Annotated in this window: 12 protein-coding genes; 10 read left to right on the top strand and 2 right to left on the bottom strand. The window is 49.7% G+C overall.

Annotated elements, in window-relative coordinates:
• Nucleotides 1-65: 65 nt before the first annotated feature.
• Nucleotides 66-1046 (bottom strand): threonine ammonia-lyase, encoded by a 981-nt coding sequence (locus IE076_RS18425; protein WP_189438270.1) that lies wholly within the window; start codon nt 1044-1046, stop codon nt 66-68.
• A 101-nt stretch (nt 1047-1147) separates the two neighbouring features.
• Here IE076_RS18425 and IE076_RS18420 point away from each other — a divergent pair, with 101 nt between their 5' ends.
• The 9 genes from IE076_RS18420 (at nt 1148) to IE076_RS18380 (ending at nt 10501) form a co-directional block, all read left to right on the top strand.
• Nucleotides 1148-2113, top strand: a complete 966-nt coding sequence (locus tag IE076_RS18420) for a Rossmann-fold NAD(P)-binding domain-containing protein (protein WP_189438269.1) — start codon at nt 1148-1150, stop codon at nt 2111-2113.
• Between the two features lie 236 nt (nt 2114-2349).
• Nucleotides 2350-3477, top strand: coding sequence for an aminotransferase class I/II-fold pyridoxal phosphate-dependent enzyme (locus tag IE076_RS18415; RefSeq protein ID WP_189438268.1), 1128 nt, complete (start codon nt 2350-2352; stop codon nt 3475-3477).
• A 110-nt stretch (nt 3478-3587) separates the two neighbouring features.
• The gene (locus IE076_RS18410; RefSeq protein WP_189438267.1) at nt 3588-4592 is read left to right on the top strand and encodes a succinylglutamate desuccinylase/aspartoacylase family protein; all 1005 of its coding nucleotides are present in this window, start codon (nt 3588-3590) and stop codon (nt 4590-4592) included.
• Nucleotides 4593-4685: 93 nt separating this feature from the next.
• Entirely contained in the window at nt 4686-5330 is a 645-nt protein-coding gene (locus IE076_RS18405; protein ID WP_189438266.1) for a helix-turn-helix transcriptional regulator, read from the top strand.
• Nucleotides 5331-6043: 713 nt separating this feature from the next.
• Nucleotides 6044-7114, top strand: coding sequence for an ELM1/GtrOC1 family putative glycosyltransferase (locus IE076_RS18400; protein WP_209009248.1), 1071 nt, complete (start codon nt 6044-6046; stop codon nt 7112-7114).
• Entirely contained in the window at nt 7114-8082 is a 969-nt protein-coding gene (locus IE076_RS18395) for a polysaccharide pyruvyl transferase family protein (RefSeq protein WP_189438265.1), read from the top strand. The genes IE076_RS18400 and IE076_RS18395 overlap by 1 nt, the downstream gene beginning before the upstream one ends.
• A 176-nt stretch (nt 8083-8258) precedes the next feature.
• Nucleotides 8259-8897, top strand: a complete 639-nt coding sequence (locus IE076_RS18390; protein ID WP_189438264.1) for a hypothetical protein — start codon at nt 8259-8261, stop codon at nt 8895-8897.
• A gap of 19 nt (nt 8898-8916) precedes the next feature.
• The gene (locus IE076_RS18385) at nt 8917-9528 is read left to right on the top strand and encodes a glycosyltransferase family 29 protein (protein WP_189438263.1); all 612 of its coding nucleotides are present in this window, start codon (nt 8917-8919) and stop codon (nt 9526-9528) included.
• A 691-nt stretch (nt 9529-10219) separates the two neighbouring features.
• Nucleotides 10220-10501 (top strand): integrase core domain-containing protein, encoded by a 282-nt coding sequence (locus tag IE076_RS18380; RefSeq protein ID WP_189438262.1) that lies wholly within the window; start codon nt 10220-10222, stop codon nt 10499-10501.
• 113 nt (nt 10502-10614) lie between these two features.
• Here the strand turns inward: IE076_RS18380 and IE076_RS18375 are convergent, their stop codons facing one another.
• Complete coding sequence (locus IE076_RS18375; protein WP_189438261.1) at nt 10615-12555, bottom strand: multicopper oxidase family protein; 1941 nt, start codon at nt 12553-12555, stop codon at nt 10615-10617.
• Nucleotides 12556-12873: 318 nt separating this feature from the next.
• Here IE076_RS18375 and IE076_RS18370 point away from each other — a divergent pair, with 318 nt between their 5' ends.
• Complete coding sequence (locus tag IE076_RS18370) at nt 12874-13620, top strand: DUF1499 domain-containing protein (RefSeq protein WP_189438260.1); 747 nt, start codon at nt 12874-12876, stop codon at nt 13618-13620.
• Nucleotides 13621-13843 lie beyond the last annotated feature (223 nt).

Below are 13843 nucleotides of genomic sequence, written 5' to 3'. Positions count from 1 at the left end.
GCGGGGGAGACGATGGCGTACTCCCCCGCAAACAAGACCGGGTTACACTTAGAGTGGTCATTCCGTCAGGTGCGCGGTGATTGTGCCTTCGCAATGATGGACAGGGCTCGCTCTACTTTGATGTTGTCGCCGGTGAGGATGGCGGCAACGTTTTTGCCTTTGAACCGATCCGGGTGATTGAGCAGTGCGGCAACGCCAGCGGCGCCTGCGCCTTCGACGATGCACTTTTCGTTGTGCAGGATGTAGGCCATCGCCTCAGCGATCTGATCTTCGGAGACCTGAATGTGGTCGTCCACCAGCTCACGGCACATGGCGAAGGTGTAGCGGTTATCAGGTGGAATTGGCCCCGGCAGGGCATCTGCGATGGTCGGCTCTTCCTCGACGGTGACAATCTTTCCGGCGCGAATGCTCTCCAGCATCGCAGCGCCATGGAGAGAGGAAATTCCGATCACCTCGATCTCTGGCTTTATGCTTTTGAGGGCTTTTGCGACACCGCTCATCAAACCACCGCCGCTGAGCTGGACCAGTACGGTATCCAGCTGCGGCGCGACTTCGAGAAGCTCCAGCCCAATAGTGCCCTGCCCTGCGATGACATCCGCATCATCAAATGGCGAGACGAAGAGTAATCCGTCCCGCTGACCGATCCGGCGGGCTTCGGCATCGGCTTCATCCTGATTTTGGCCATGGATTACAATTTCGGCGCCGAAGTCGCGCAGTCCGGCGACTTTCTCGGGCGGAACGATCTCTGGCATGCAGACGACGGCCCGGATGCCGAGCGCCTTGGAGATATAGGCGACCGCGCGACCATGATTACCGCTGGAGACTGTGATCACACCGCGTGCGCGCTGATCTTCCGGCAGGTTCAACAATTTGTTGGTCGCCCCGCGCAGCTTGAATGCCCCGGTTGCCGTCATGGTTTCAAATTTGAGAGATACCTTGGCCTGCAGCCGTTCACTCAAGGCGTGGGACGGTCGCAACGGCGTAGGCTGCACGTAAGGAAAGATTCGTTCCTGCGCCTGGCGAATATGGGCAATTTCAATTGTCATGGCGTTTTCCGGCTTGTCATAGGAAATGTTTCTATATACTGTTTAGTCTAATTTAGACGTTAAGTCCAAACCAGACGATGCATGAAGGTGAGATAATCGCGATGCAAATCATTGGGAAAGCAGAGATCCTTAAGCATGTGGACGTGCGGGCCGTGCTGGGCGATATAGAAAACGGCTTCAAGGCTTTTGCTGCTGGCAAGGCACAGGTTGCACCCGTTACCCATCTTGGTTTTGACGCTGCAAATGGGGAATGCCATATCAAGTGTGCCCATGTTGCAGATGATAGCGTCTTCACGGTCAAACTCGCCACCGGCTTTTATGATAATCCTGCAAAGGGCCTGCCCTCCTCCAATGGCTTTATGGCAGTGATTTCTGCGGTTAACGGCACGCCGCTTGCGATTTTGCAGGATGAAGGCGTTCTGACAGATCTGCGCACAGCACTTGCCGGAGTGATTGCAACCCGTTTGGGTGCGCGGAGCTCTGCCAAGACCATTGGCATCATCGGCAATGGCATTCAGGGGCACCTGCAAGCCAAGCTGATTTGTGAGCTGCTGGGGTATAAGTCCGTTGTCATCTGGGGACGCAATGCCGAGAAAGTCGCGGCGCTGGTCAAGACACTGGGCTCCGAGCTGCCAGCGGTGGAGGTTGCACAAGCTCCCACAGCAGAAGCGCTGTGCGAGCAGGCGGATGTGATTGTTACCACCACGCCATCCCGCGAGCCGCTCATTCAAGCCGATTGGGTAAGGCCGGGCACTCATATCGTCGCTGTTGGTGCGGACTCCCCGGGCAAGCAGGAGATTGATGCGCAGCTGTTTGCGAAAGCTTCTCAGGTCTTCGTGGATTCGCCATCTCAGTGTGTTGAACATGGCGAAACGGCCAATGCGATCAAGGCAGGATTGGTTGCAGAAGCGGATTTGACCCCGCTGGGTGAAGCACTCGCGAACGGGGCTGCACCGCGTAGTGATGAGGATATTACCATTGCGGACCTGACAGGTGTTGCCGTGCAGGATGCTGCGATTGCGAAATCAGTTTGGAACAGTGTCGAACGCAATTCTGCCCGCCCCTAACCCCGTAATTGCGCTGCTCTGACACTCTGGTGGTACGCCAGCGACCGTAGTGACCAGCGGAATTGCCAGATTTTGGATTTGACCAGAACTGCGCGGAAATTGTCCTTAAGGACCCCTGCGCTTTTTGAGTGTCTTGTCGCCACCAGATTGATCTACCAGTGCGTGGTTTTGTTGCTTGCAGCCATATTTTCGACACTGGGAAAAAGATATGCCTTATTCGAAAGAGAGGACACCTCATGTTTCACCCCTTCCACGTTGAGCAGTTCCTGTCGGAATTGGAACACGGTGTAAAATACAACTATTCTGAAAGTGGCGTGCACCCGATGAAGGTTGAAGAGCTGATCAAGTTGACAGGGCTTGATCCGAACACCATCTGGAGCACCGTGCTGGACTACCCACAGGTGAACGGATCGACCCTGCTGCGCGAGCACATTGCCAAGATGTATGAGGGCGCCGACGCTGAGAATATTCTGGTGACGGCGGGCGCATCCGAGGCCAACACGCTGGTGGCCAATACACTGCTTGAACCCGGCGACAACATGGTGGCGTTCCGGCCTATCTATGAGCAGTTGACCGGCGATGTACGCAATCGCGGCATTGAAGTGCGTTATGTTGATCTGGACCCATACAACGACTGGAAGATTGACCCGCAAGCGCTGATGGATGCGGTGGATGAGAACACCAAGGTCATTCACATCATCAACCCGAACAACCCAACCGGACAGGTGGTAAGTCAGGAAGAGCGCGATGCGATCATTGCAGCGGCAGCCAAGGTTGGTGCCTGGATTGTTGCGGATGAGGTTTACATCGGTACTGAACGCGACACTGACGAAGTGACCAAGAGCTTCTGGGGGGACTACGACAAGGTGGTCGTGCTGAACTCCATGAGTAAGGCTTATGGCCTGCCGGGTCTGCGGCTTGGCTGGATGGTTGCGCCGAAGGACACGATCACAGCGAGCTGGCGCCGTCATGAATACGCGACCGTCGCTGCAACCACCCTTTCCATGCGTCTTGCGGAAGCTGCTCTTGCCGAGCCTGCACGTGGCCTTTTGGTGGAGCGGGCGCGTCGTTTGATCCGCACCGGCTTTGAAACTCTGACCGAAGCTTTAAAGGTGCATCAAGGCGTGTTCACCGTTTCGCCGCCAAAGGCATCTGCCATGTCCTTCATCCGGTTTGATTTGCCGGTGGACTCGGAAACTCTCTGTCGCCGTTTGCATGCAGAACAAGACGTTCTGGTAATTCCGGGCAGCCGCTTCCACGTTGAAAATCACTTCCGGTTCAGTTCAGCTCTGCCAGAAGCGCATTTGCGTGAAGGCCTAAACCGCTTGAACAAGGTGGTCGGCTCCATTTTGGAAACGGCCTAACACTGGTCCCCAGGGCAGGTGCAGAAGACCCGGCAATTACGCCACCCAAGCACTGGTCTTTCTTGCACCTGTCCACCCTCGGTTTCTTTAGTTGTTTTTGGAAGATTTTCATGCCCTCGACCTCTGTCCCGTTGGATCGCGATGGCTTTCATGCCGGTTATATTAATGTGCCCGCTTCCATGAACCACAGCGCGTGGTCAAACCAGCGCGTGCCGTTGTTCTCCATCAAGAATGGTGAGGGACCATGTTGCTTGTTGCTGGGTGGTAGTCATGGGGATGAGTATGAAGGACCGATTGCCCTCTCCCATCTGGTCCATGGCGGTTTGCAGCCTGAGGACATTCAGGGTCAGGTGATTGTTCTGCCTGCACTCAATACACCTGCTGTGCAAGCTGGGGCGCGGTTGTCACCGCTGGATGGTGGCAATATGAACCGGGCTTTTCCGGGCAACCCGCGCGGGACGATCACTGAGCGTATCGCGGACTTTGTCACCCGCGAACTGATCCCACGCTGTGATGTGGTGGTTGATCTACATTCGGGCGGACGTTCGCTGAACTTTATTCCCTGTGCCTTTGTACCAGTGCAGAAAACTGATGCGGCCACGCAAGAGATCATGAAGCTGGCCAACGCATTTGATGCGCCGCTAACCGTGATCATCCGCGAGCCTTCAGCAGCGGAGATGATTGATACCGAAGTGGAGCAACAAGACAAACGTATCTTGGCGACAGAGCTAGGCGGCTCAGCCCTTGCGAGCGCCACGACTGTTGCTATCACTCATCACGGGTTACGCGGTGTTTTGCATGCAATGGGCATTATTGCAGAGAATCCGGTCTGGACAGGCCCGGAGGCTTCGCAGAGCGATAGGCAAACGCTTCTGGTGGATGGTTTGCAGCATTACACCTACGCAGATGAAACCGGCATCTATGAATGCTCCCATGAGCTAGGGGCTTATGTAGAAAAGGGCCAGCAGATCGGCTACCTGCATTTTGCTGACCGGGTGGAGCGTCCGCCCTTGCCTGTGACAGCCAATACTTCGGGCGTTCTGTTCTGTACCGCCGGGCAAGGTCTGGTGCAAAGAGGTGACGCGCTTGCCGTTGTGGGACACGTTGAAACTTGACTTGCAAATCGCAGGCAAAACAGGTTTCTAGAATGGAGATTTTGAAGCATTCCATACAAATAGTTGTGTCATGGAATGCCGGGGGACACTGAGATGACTGAGCCAGCTGCAGAGCCAGAAAACCGCGTTATTGAGAACGTCGCTGTCCCTATGGCGGAGGCGCTCTCAAAGCTGCTGGGTTCTAACGTTGAAATTGTCGTTCACTCCCTTGTCACCGAAACCGTTGCCCATATCTGCAATCCGTTTTCTAAGCGCGAGATTGGCGATCCTTCGTTTCTTTCGGAGATCGACTTTCGCAAGGGCGAGAATGTTATCGGCCCGTTTGAGCGAGTCAATTGGGATGGGCGGCTAATCCGTTCCATCAGCTCGGTGCTACGTGATGATACCGGGAAAGCGGTTGCTCTGGCCTGCTTCAACTATGACCTCTCCGAAATCATGGCCGCACAGAATGCGATCACGGCACTGATTGGGACACCGGCCACTACTCAAGGCTCTGAAGCCCTGTTCAAGAACGACTGGCACGAAAAGATGAACCTGTTCATCGTGAACTGGTGCCAAGCGCGCAACAAATCCGTTGAAGCACTCGACCGCACTGACCGCAAAGACCTGCTCTCGGCCATATTGGGTACAGACGCCTTGCGAGAGAAACACGCTGCCTCTTACATAGCCCGCGTCTTAGGCGTCAGCCGCGCAACCATCTATAACGACCTGAAAAGCGCCCGTGGTAAGATAGTTTAGATACGACAGGGCATTTCGCGGGGCTTGGTGCTGTGAAGGCTGCGTAGTCGGGAAACATTATACTTGGAAAGCGGTCAATTTAGCTCGTTTTGCAACTTTTATGACAATAGGTCATTAGCGGATTTATCTTGCAGAGTGCAATTTAAGTCGCATACAAGCGTAGCGGGTTAAGGTGAAACGTTGCGGAGCGTCACGGTTCCAATCAGCAGATTGCCCGTAGATGTTGGTTACGCCGACTTCACACCCGTTAAGAGTTTTCTTCATGCTGATAACCCTGAAACACATCCAGTTGAGTACTACTCAGCACCAGAGGTGTGCCGACGTATGGCGCCACAAAGGTCTGCTGCGTCCCCATCTCAAAGAAACTTTGCAATAGCGTTATGTCGCCAAAGATCTTTGCATGCACATACGATCTCACCTGTAACCATGTCGTTTTATTGATTGTTTTAGATGACCACCGCCGCTTGGTTGCCTCCCACGTGTCTCGTTCGATGGCTTTACGCCATCTCTGATCTAGCTATTTAGCATATGTTCAGTGAAGGCGCCCTAAAGCTTATCCTCCGGACATTTTCTCCAATTGTTGTCATCCAATTGAGATAAGATTTTTTCAAAAAAATCACAAACTTACGCAAGGTAATGATGACTTAAATTTTAGATCCATCTATTTTGTGAGGAGTATTTTTGCCCCACAAAGGTGTACAGATTATAAAAATATGGTATCTAATTTTATCTCTTTACCCAGAATGAAAAATAAAAACATGGCAAATACTACTAAAGATATCTTTGTAATTAGCTGTAGTATCTTGGGAGATCAAAACAACCTTCTAGGACTTGCGAAAGCACTAGCCAATGAGTTTGGCGGTAAAGTCAGGTTAATTAACATCAAGTTTCGAAGCCGAGTGTTGGAGGCTCTGTATCTCCGCCTTCTTCAGCAGAAGAATGACGGGGGAGCATGGGATCAGATTGCTTCATGGTTTTGCGTCGGGGACATTCCAGCTAGAGAGGAAATAAATGGTGCATTCGTGATCTCCACATTGGGTGCAGGCGAGATCCCGGCTGCTTACCTATCCAAATTGGGAGCATTTTCAATCCATTTGGGTGAACTCAAACGCGTTCCAAACCATATGATTGATATGGTGATCTCACATCCCGGCCATATTACAAAAGCGAGTGAATACCGCCTTCCTTGTGCTCCCTCTCAAATTAATCATGAGGAACTACTCCCCCATGATGAAAGGAACGACCTACTCGTAGCCTTCGGCGGGGATGCAGGCTCACTTATTTACTCAACCCAATTCTATGAGAAAGTCCTATTATTTGCAGCCTCAATTGCAGAAGAAAACCAACTATCCCTGAAGATTACGACTTCGCATAGGACCGGAACGAAAAATGAACGCGTTATTCAAGAATACATTAATAAGAATAACCTCGAGATAGAGCAGTTGGTCCTGTTCAACCGAGGTGATCGAGCAAGCATGAGTTCTTTGCTAAACAACGCAGCTGCGGCTATCGTAAGCGCGGAAAGCGTATCAATGGTTTCAGAAGCGCTTACGGCCTCAGCGAAAACACTTGCGGTGTTTGAACAATCACTTCCCAAAGAAAGAAGAATAACGCAATTCTTAGAAGAGCAATCTTCCACTGACCAGATACTGCTTGTTGATGCGATAAATACTCCTCGTATTGATCTCAAATCACGGCGTTTTCCCTCTGTTTCCTGGAGAGAGACGTTTCTCGCGGCAGTTCATAATGAGCTCAACAAGAAAGTTACTCGGACAGCAGCATAATGCCTAATTACGTTCTATTGAATGACACACTCGACACATGGCACCATGGATGTCGCGCTGTATCGCGCGTGATAAGACGCGAAATGTCTCTACGGGGTTTTAAGCTAACTGCTTCGTCTCGAGTCGGCTCCAGTTGGTGGGAAGATACTTCTTTTGTTGAGCAGGCCAGAAAGGCGGATATCATTCTCATAAATGGTGAAGGCTCATTTCACAGCGGAAGCGACGACGCAGAGAAGTGTATGAGGATTTTTGATGCTTTCACTACTAAGACACGCATTGCACTAATCAACAGTATCTGGCAGGACAATCCGGTAGAATGGTCTGAAGTAATTAAAGCAGCAAGTTATGTTTCTCTTAGAGACACAAACAGCCAAAGAAATCTTAACTCTCTAGGTATTGAAGCACAATACTGCCCAGATCTTAGTCTCGTTAGTTCCAGACCTGTATCAGCAATTTCTCACCGTATTGGCATTGCATGGGGCGATGCACTCAGGAGAAACACAAGTCGCGGTTTATATAATGCTTTCAAGTCTGCCGCAGGCGAGAATTATTATGCTAGCATTCGTCCACGCAGAAGATCTCCTATCACATCACATCCCATCAAAGACTTCAGATACCGTTTGGTCTGCGGCCTGAAGCATTACACCTGCTTTGACGATGAGGTGGGACTCTCACAATTTCTCAGCTCTAGAGAGCTATATATCACTGGTCGTTTCCATGGTGCTTGCCTCGCACTCTGTGCAGGGACTCCTTTCATCTCAGTTGCCTCCAATACTCAGAAGATCACATACCTGCTGCATGACATGGGCTTGAATACGAACCGTGTCTTCTCAGATCTTAAACACCTAGTATCTGCTTCTCCAGAAGAATGGAGCTGGAGTGAGCAGGAGCAGGGAAACCTTAAAGAAAACCTCGAAAATGCATCCGTTCAAACGAAAAAAATGTTTGACGCAGTTTGTTCTTGCTAAATCTTTCAAAGGTATTTACGTCTCTTCGAAGTTCTTGACCAGCAAATATTAACGTCGAGCATCACGACAAATTTGCATATTACCCTGAGTGAGAGCGTTTTTGGAGAAGACACATTATTACTCTAGAGACTGTTAAACTACCGAAGCCTAATCGTTTCTTTAAGAAGCAAGTAAGAGTGAACGCCACCAGAGTCACTGCAAATATTGCTTCATGGGCATTTTACTTACCATCCTTACAGATGAAGCTCTTGCATTCCTACGACGGATATTGTCACTGTATCTCAAAAGGAGCCCCTGCTCGAAACAGTGTTATAAATGGAAGTGTAACCTTAAACAATGACCGATATACACTTGAAGACTGGCAACAAATTTATCAAAAAGACGTAGCTCAACGTACCGCAGAGAACTTTATAAGTGCAAGTCGACTTCATAAGGCCGGAGTTGGTCCAAAAGTTATAGATATTGTATTCGTCCGGAACTTCCATGCCTTTTACAACCAATCTCCGACATGGACCTGCGGTATAATCATTGAGAACCTGCATCGATACCCGAGAAAAAAAACTACCGCAGCAGACGAAATGAAAGCGGCGGGTGTAGTACCTGATCAAATCAATAGCTGTATTCGACAACAAATTAGAGGTTATGTGAGTGACTTAAACTCAGTTGTCGGTGTCATGCCTCAAGATGCACAAGTTGAGATTGATCTAATTAAGTCAGAACTACACGGAGAGGTTGACTGTGCAAGAGCCCTCAACCCAGTTCAACCACCCAGTAACCCTGAGGCGGTGAGTCCAAAATTTGTAAGCGACCTTTAGACTGCGGAAATGACCTGAAATGCAACTCAAGAGATATCTTGCCAATAAATCCGTCGCAGTTGTCGGCAACTCTCAAAATCTTTTTAGCTATGAATATGGGAGTGAAATTGATTCCCATGACATTGTCATCAGAATGAACCGCGGCATAATTATTCCTCTGGAAACCAGCTTTGGTGCGAAGACAAATGTATGGTGTTACAGCACCTTCAAACTCGTCAAAGACATTTATCAAAGTTATGACTGCGACTACAAAGTATACATGTCCCCCAAAGATCGCATACTATCAGCAAGTCAAAGCAACGAGCTTTTTTTCCCCTTAGTATTATGGAGCAGGTTACATTCCAACTTGGAAGCAAGACCCTCTGTTGGAGCAATGGTCACCTACTTGCTAGCTCAATGTAACCCGTCAAGAGTCACTATCTTTGGCTTTGATTTTAAGGCGTCAAAAAGCTTCTACGAAAAAGCAAACAATACAGGTTCCCACAATTTCTTAAGGGAGCGAGAATTACTTCAAGATTTCATTGAGAGGAATAATTGGGTTCTTAAGGATTGCTCCAGAGCTTATTTAATGCCAACGAGAAGATATAGAATTAACACGATTTTCAAAAAATATTTCGATATGATTGCTTGACCTATTGATAACTCCCCAGCATTTAGCGAGTTTTAAAATAGAGATATTGACGCCTAATATTGAGGACTGATTTAAAGAAGAAATCTAGTTTCAATGGTACGCAGATCATTGCTATTTTGAAGCAAGGTGAAACCCGTATGCCGGTCGCTCAGCAGTCAAGGGAGCGATGCATGAGCTCGGCGACCATTAGAAACAGAGTGCAAGATTCCGTGGTTTTGATGCACAGCTGATCTAGCCGTTGAAATCTACGGAAGCAGTGCTGCGTCGTTCCCCAAAATATATGCCGACTATCGCTACATAATGAACTTTTGAACGAAACGGTTGCAAAAAACTGAAGTCAACTTGTCGCAGTGAGGTGGCTATATGTGCCGTTGAGATAAACGTGAATTCCATCGTTCTGACATCCTGCACCTCTGTGCGAGTATATACTGCTACCGGTATGAGCAACAGGCGTAACGAGAGTGCAGCCAATGCGGACTGGCTGGCGCGTTTAACCACAACCAACTGAACCTGAGGGGTTGCTCTGAGTTTTCTTTATTTCCGCAATATCAATGGCTTTGCTTCGAGCCATAAGCGGTCTATCGAATGTACTGGAAGATGGCGGACAGTCACATACACTCGATACCCTTAATGACTTTATCAGAAAAGGCTGGATATCGAAGTTGACTTCTACCTGCCCGCACTCAGTGTCATGCGGACTTTAAAGCAGATTATTGAATGGCGGGGCAAGCCTACGGTAAGTCGTGCGGACAACCGCCCGGATAACATCCAGACCCGGCGTTTTAAGCCTGGAATGCCTGCTCAAAATGCATATGTGGAACAAAATATCAGCACAGTCCGACAAGAATGGCACGATCAGGTCTGCTTTGAAGGTATCAAACAGGCACAAGCAGAAGCAAAAAACTGGCTCCGAACTTACAGCAACAAAAGGCCAGCGTGGCCATTGATGGAAGAACACTCGCAATACAACTGAAATTGGCGACATAGCTCTACTGCAAACTAGGCCATAAATTGGAGGTGCATTACCACCCGAATACACACCATAGAGATCGTGTCAATAATTCGCACAACCAATTTCCATCCCCCTCACGAAACAGGCCTAACCTCTAGCTTGCGCATCATGTCGTAGTCTTCGTGGGTGATGATGTGGCAGTGCCAGACGTATTGTCCGGGGGTGTCAAAGCGCATAATTAAGCGGGTCACTTGTCCGGCTAGAGCTAAAGCAGTGTCTTTGCGGCCTTGCTCATTTGGCTGTGGTGGTATCGGATCGCCTTTAAGGCCATGGAAGTCCAGCGTTGCGCCTTGGAATGTGCGGCCTGTTTCCATAAGTGGCTGATCGCGCATTACCAAATCCCCGTCGAATTCCTGTCGGTTCAGGATTTCGAACTGTACCTGGTGGATGTGAATTGGGTGTGCTGAGCCGGTTGTATTGTAGATCTCCCAGATCTCAACCGTGTCAGGCTCAATAATCTCGGTGATTTCATCCATAAAGAACAGTGAGCCACGCTCCATCGTTCCTAGAAGAACGATTGTTCGATCGATATCGTCCCTGAGGTTGAAGAGCGGGAGTTGCCTCACCACCGCTGGATTATTTCGTGGAAGCGGTACAAGCGGCGTGCGGAGTTCCACTGCCGGGTTGAAGTTTGTTGCCTGTGGCTGAACACTATCCTCTGCAGACCCCACATCGAACCGCATGACGACACCAGAGGATTCTGGAGGGGCGATTGGGGCAAGGCCATCCATCCCGTTTGTGATCGCCAGATCTCCGCCGTCGTTATAGACAAGCTTCATAGAGCCTTCGGGACCTTGTGGGTCCACATAGCCTCTAAATGGCAACTCTGGTCCGAGGTTCTTCAGGATGATTTGCTCACCAGCATGCTCGGTAAAGTCAATGATAATATCCATGCGCTCAGCAGGGGTGATAACCAACTGTGTGAGCTGCACAGGCGAGTCCAGAAAGCCGCCGTCCGAACCGATCTGATAGAACTCCATCCCGTTCTCAAACTCGAGGACATAACTTCTTGAACTGGAACCGTTGAGTAGGCGCAACCGATATCGCGTTGGCTCAACCTCATGCTTGGGCCACGTCATCCCGTTGACCATTATGAAGTCGCCAAAGAACTCATCCAGGACTGTCGGGTTTGGCCAGTCATCCTGAATTTCCTTTTGAATGATCGGGTTGATAGGCTGACCATGAGTGCCGGGATTATAGAGATTACCCTGAACATCAAACAATGCGTCTGAGATCACCAGCTCAATCATATTGCTGTCATTGGGAATAATGTTCTCGGCGATCAGGCGATCTTCGTTTTCGTCTTTGATCAGGTAAAAGCCAGCAAGCCCGCCGTATACATTCAACCGCGTCATTCCAACGGTATGGTCATGATACCACAAACAGCAGGCCTCCTGAGTGTTGTGATAATTATAACCTTCATTTACGAAGTCCTCCCCTTTAGACTGATAGTTCTGGGTATACCAAGCGAGCGGAGCGCCATCGTTCTCAGGCAGGGTGTGGCCGCCATGCAAATGGATAACCACTGGTTTTTCCTGATCGAAGTTATCAATGTGCGGAACATGCAAGCTTGTATCAACTGGGAAGATTGGCGGCTTGTCGTTTGGCAATTGGTTTTCAAACTCTACGGAAATATTCTGATTTTGCCTTGTGACAATCGTTGGACCCGGTGATCCTGACCCGTCCTCATATTCAAAGCCGTAAAACGTTGTTGTAAGGTGGTTTCCGTTCGCATCCTTCAAGCCTACCCATTGCTCTACTTCCACAATGGGCAGAACCAGACTGTCACCTTCCTCGGTGTAAAGTCGCTTGGGCATAGGAAGCGGATTCACAAATTTCTCCTGACTTGATGGATCAAGCAAGGTCACCCGCCTCGCAGGTTGAGCAAAACTGAGTGTTGGCCCCCATCCTGCCAGGTTCAAACCCAGAAGTGCGCTGCTCGCAACCGTGCCTTTAAGCAACCGACGACGGACATGGTTTATTTCTCTTGCAGAAGATGGAGGAGTAGTTTTCATCGATTAGTCTCTCCGAACAACAATATTTGCGGCAACAAGCTCACTGTCGCTAATCTCAATATTTTAGTACTGCCATACTGCCGAGGAGTAATGCAGTATTCTTGAAGTAGGATGTGAAATATTGATTAATAAAGATGATCTGATGTACTAACTTAAAATCATGAAATTAGAATAAATTTCGCATAATCAAAGGTTGGTATACTTATCTTATATTTCACATAGACCTGTATACACTTATCAGTGTAAGCTCATTGAGCTGTCGTTCTCAGCACATCTTGTGAGTTAATAGTAATTACGTGAAACTCGAGAAACCAGATCATGTCGGAAAGTGTAATTCAAACACCACCAACGCCTCCCTCATCGAAACTATCCATATGCTCGCTCGTCCTTGCGATAATTGCAATCTGCGGCCTCTTTCTGGCGGGTGTCGGTTATCGGGAGGATTGGTGGGGCGTGCTTCCCGGTGTAATACTGGCAGTTATCTTCTCAACCCTTGCGGCAATTGCATTTGTCCTTTCGCTGATTGCACTGGCCGCGATACTGCTTAAAAAGCGCCGCGGCCTTCTCTCTGCAATTCTGGCCTTTATCATAACGGTCCCAATGGTCGGTGTTGGCGCAGAGATGCTATACGGCCAGTTTGAATACCCGCTTATCAATGACATCACGACCGACACGCAAAACCCGCCCATGTATTGGGCAGCACCAGTTGCCACCAACTATGGAGGCGCTGCCGTCGCACAGCAGCAACGCCAAAGCTATCCCGATATTGTCCCACTGCACCTGTCCACGCCTCCAGATACAACCTACAACATCGCTCTGAGCCTGATCAGATCGCGCGGGTGGCAGATACTTGGCCAAAGACCTGAAGTGGGAGAGGTTGAAGCTGTGGCCTACTCCAGGCTGTTCGGGTTTGCTGACGACATCGTTATCAGGATCACCCCTGACGGAACCGGCTCAATACTCGACATGCGCTCCCGCTCAAGAGTGGGAGAGGGTGATCTTGGCGTGAATGCCGCCCGAATAGAAGCCTTTCTTGACGACATGAGATCCGATACAGGCAACTAGTCAGCTGGGAAAAGCTAGCCATCATGTAAAGAGATGGCCAAATGCAGATCCAACATCTTTCTCATCCGATGCACTAGGCGCAAATTGAGTTCCAATGCTGGTCCGGTTTATCAAGTTCCGCACCACGAAAAAACCCGCCAAGCCGAGAGCTTAGCGGGTTTTGATATTTGGTTGCGGGGGTAGGATTTGAACCTACGACCTTCAGGTTATGAGCCTGACGAGC

The sequence above is a fragment of the Pseudovibrio japonicus genome (assembly GCF_014651595.1).
Taxonomy (GTDB): Bacteria; Pseudomonadota; Alphaproteobacteria; order Rhizobiales; family Stappiaceae; genus Pseudovibrio; species Pseudovibrio japonicus.
Note: the sequence above shows the minus strand (reverse complement) of the source record. Positions and strands in the feature narration are given on the sequence as shown.

Excerpts from the sequence above, each read along its gene's own strand:
- IE076_RS18375 (WP_189438261.1), bottom strand. The coding sequence starts at position 12,555 with ATGAAAACTACTCCTCCATCTTCTGCAAGAGAAATAAACCATGTCCGT.
- IE076_RS18400 (WP_209009248.1), top strand. The coding sequence starts at position 6,044 with ATGGTATCTAATTTTATCTCTTTACCCAGAATGAAAAATAAAAACATG.
- IE076_RS18385 (WP_189438263.1), top strand. The coding sequence starts at position 8,917 with ATGCAACTCAAGAGATATCTTGCCAATAAATCCGTCGCAGTTGTCGGC.
- IE076_RS18415 (WP_189438268.1), top strand. The coding sequence starts at position 2,350 with ATGTTTCACCCCTTCCACGTTGAGCAGTTCCTGTCGGAATTGGAACAC.
- IE076_RS18395 (WP_189438265.1), top strand. The coding sequence starts at position 7,114 with ATGCCTAATTACGTTCTATTGAATGACACACTCGACACATGGCACCAT.
- IE076_RS18370 (WP_189438260.1), top strand. The coding sequence starts at position 12,874 with ATGTCGGAAAGTGTAATTCAAACACCACCAACGCCTCCCTCATCGAAA.
- IE076_RS18420 (WP_189438269.1), top strand. The coding sequence starts at position 1,148 with ATGCAAATCATTGGGAAAGCAGAGATCCTTAAGCATGTGGACGTGCGG.
- IE076_RS18425 (WP_189438270.1), bottom strand. The coding sequence starts at position 1,046 with ATGACAATTGAAATTGCCCATATTCGCCAGGCGCAGGAACGAATCTTT.
- IE076_RS18410 (WP_189438267.1), top strand. The coding sequence starts at position 3,588 with ATGCCCTCGACCTCTGTCCCGTTGGATCGCGATGGCTTTCATGCCGGT.
- IE076_RS18405 (WP_189438266.1), top strand. The coding sequence starts at position 4,686 with ATGACTGAGCCAGCTGCAGAGCCAGAAAACCGCGTTATTGAGAACGTC.
- IE076_RS18380 (WP_189438262.1), top strand. The coding sequence starts at position 10,220 with ATGCGGACTTTAAAGCAGATTATTGAATGGCGGGGCAAGCCTACGGTA.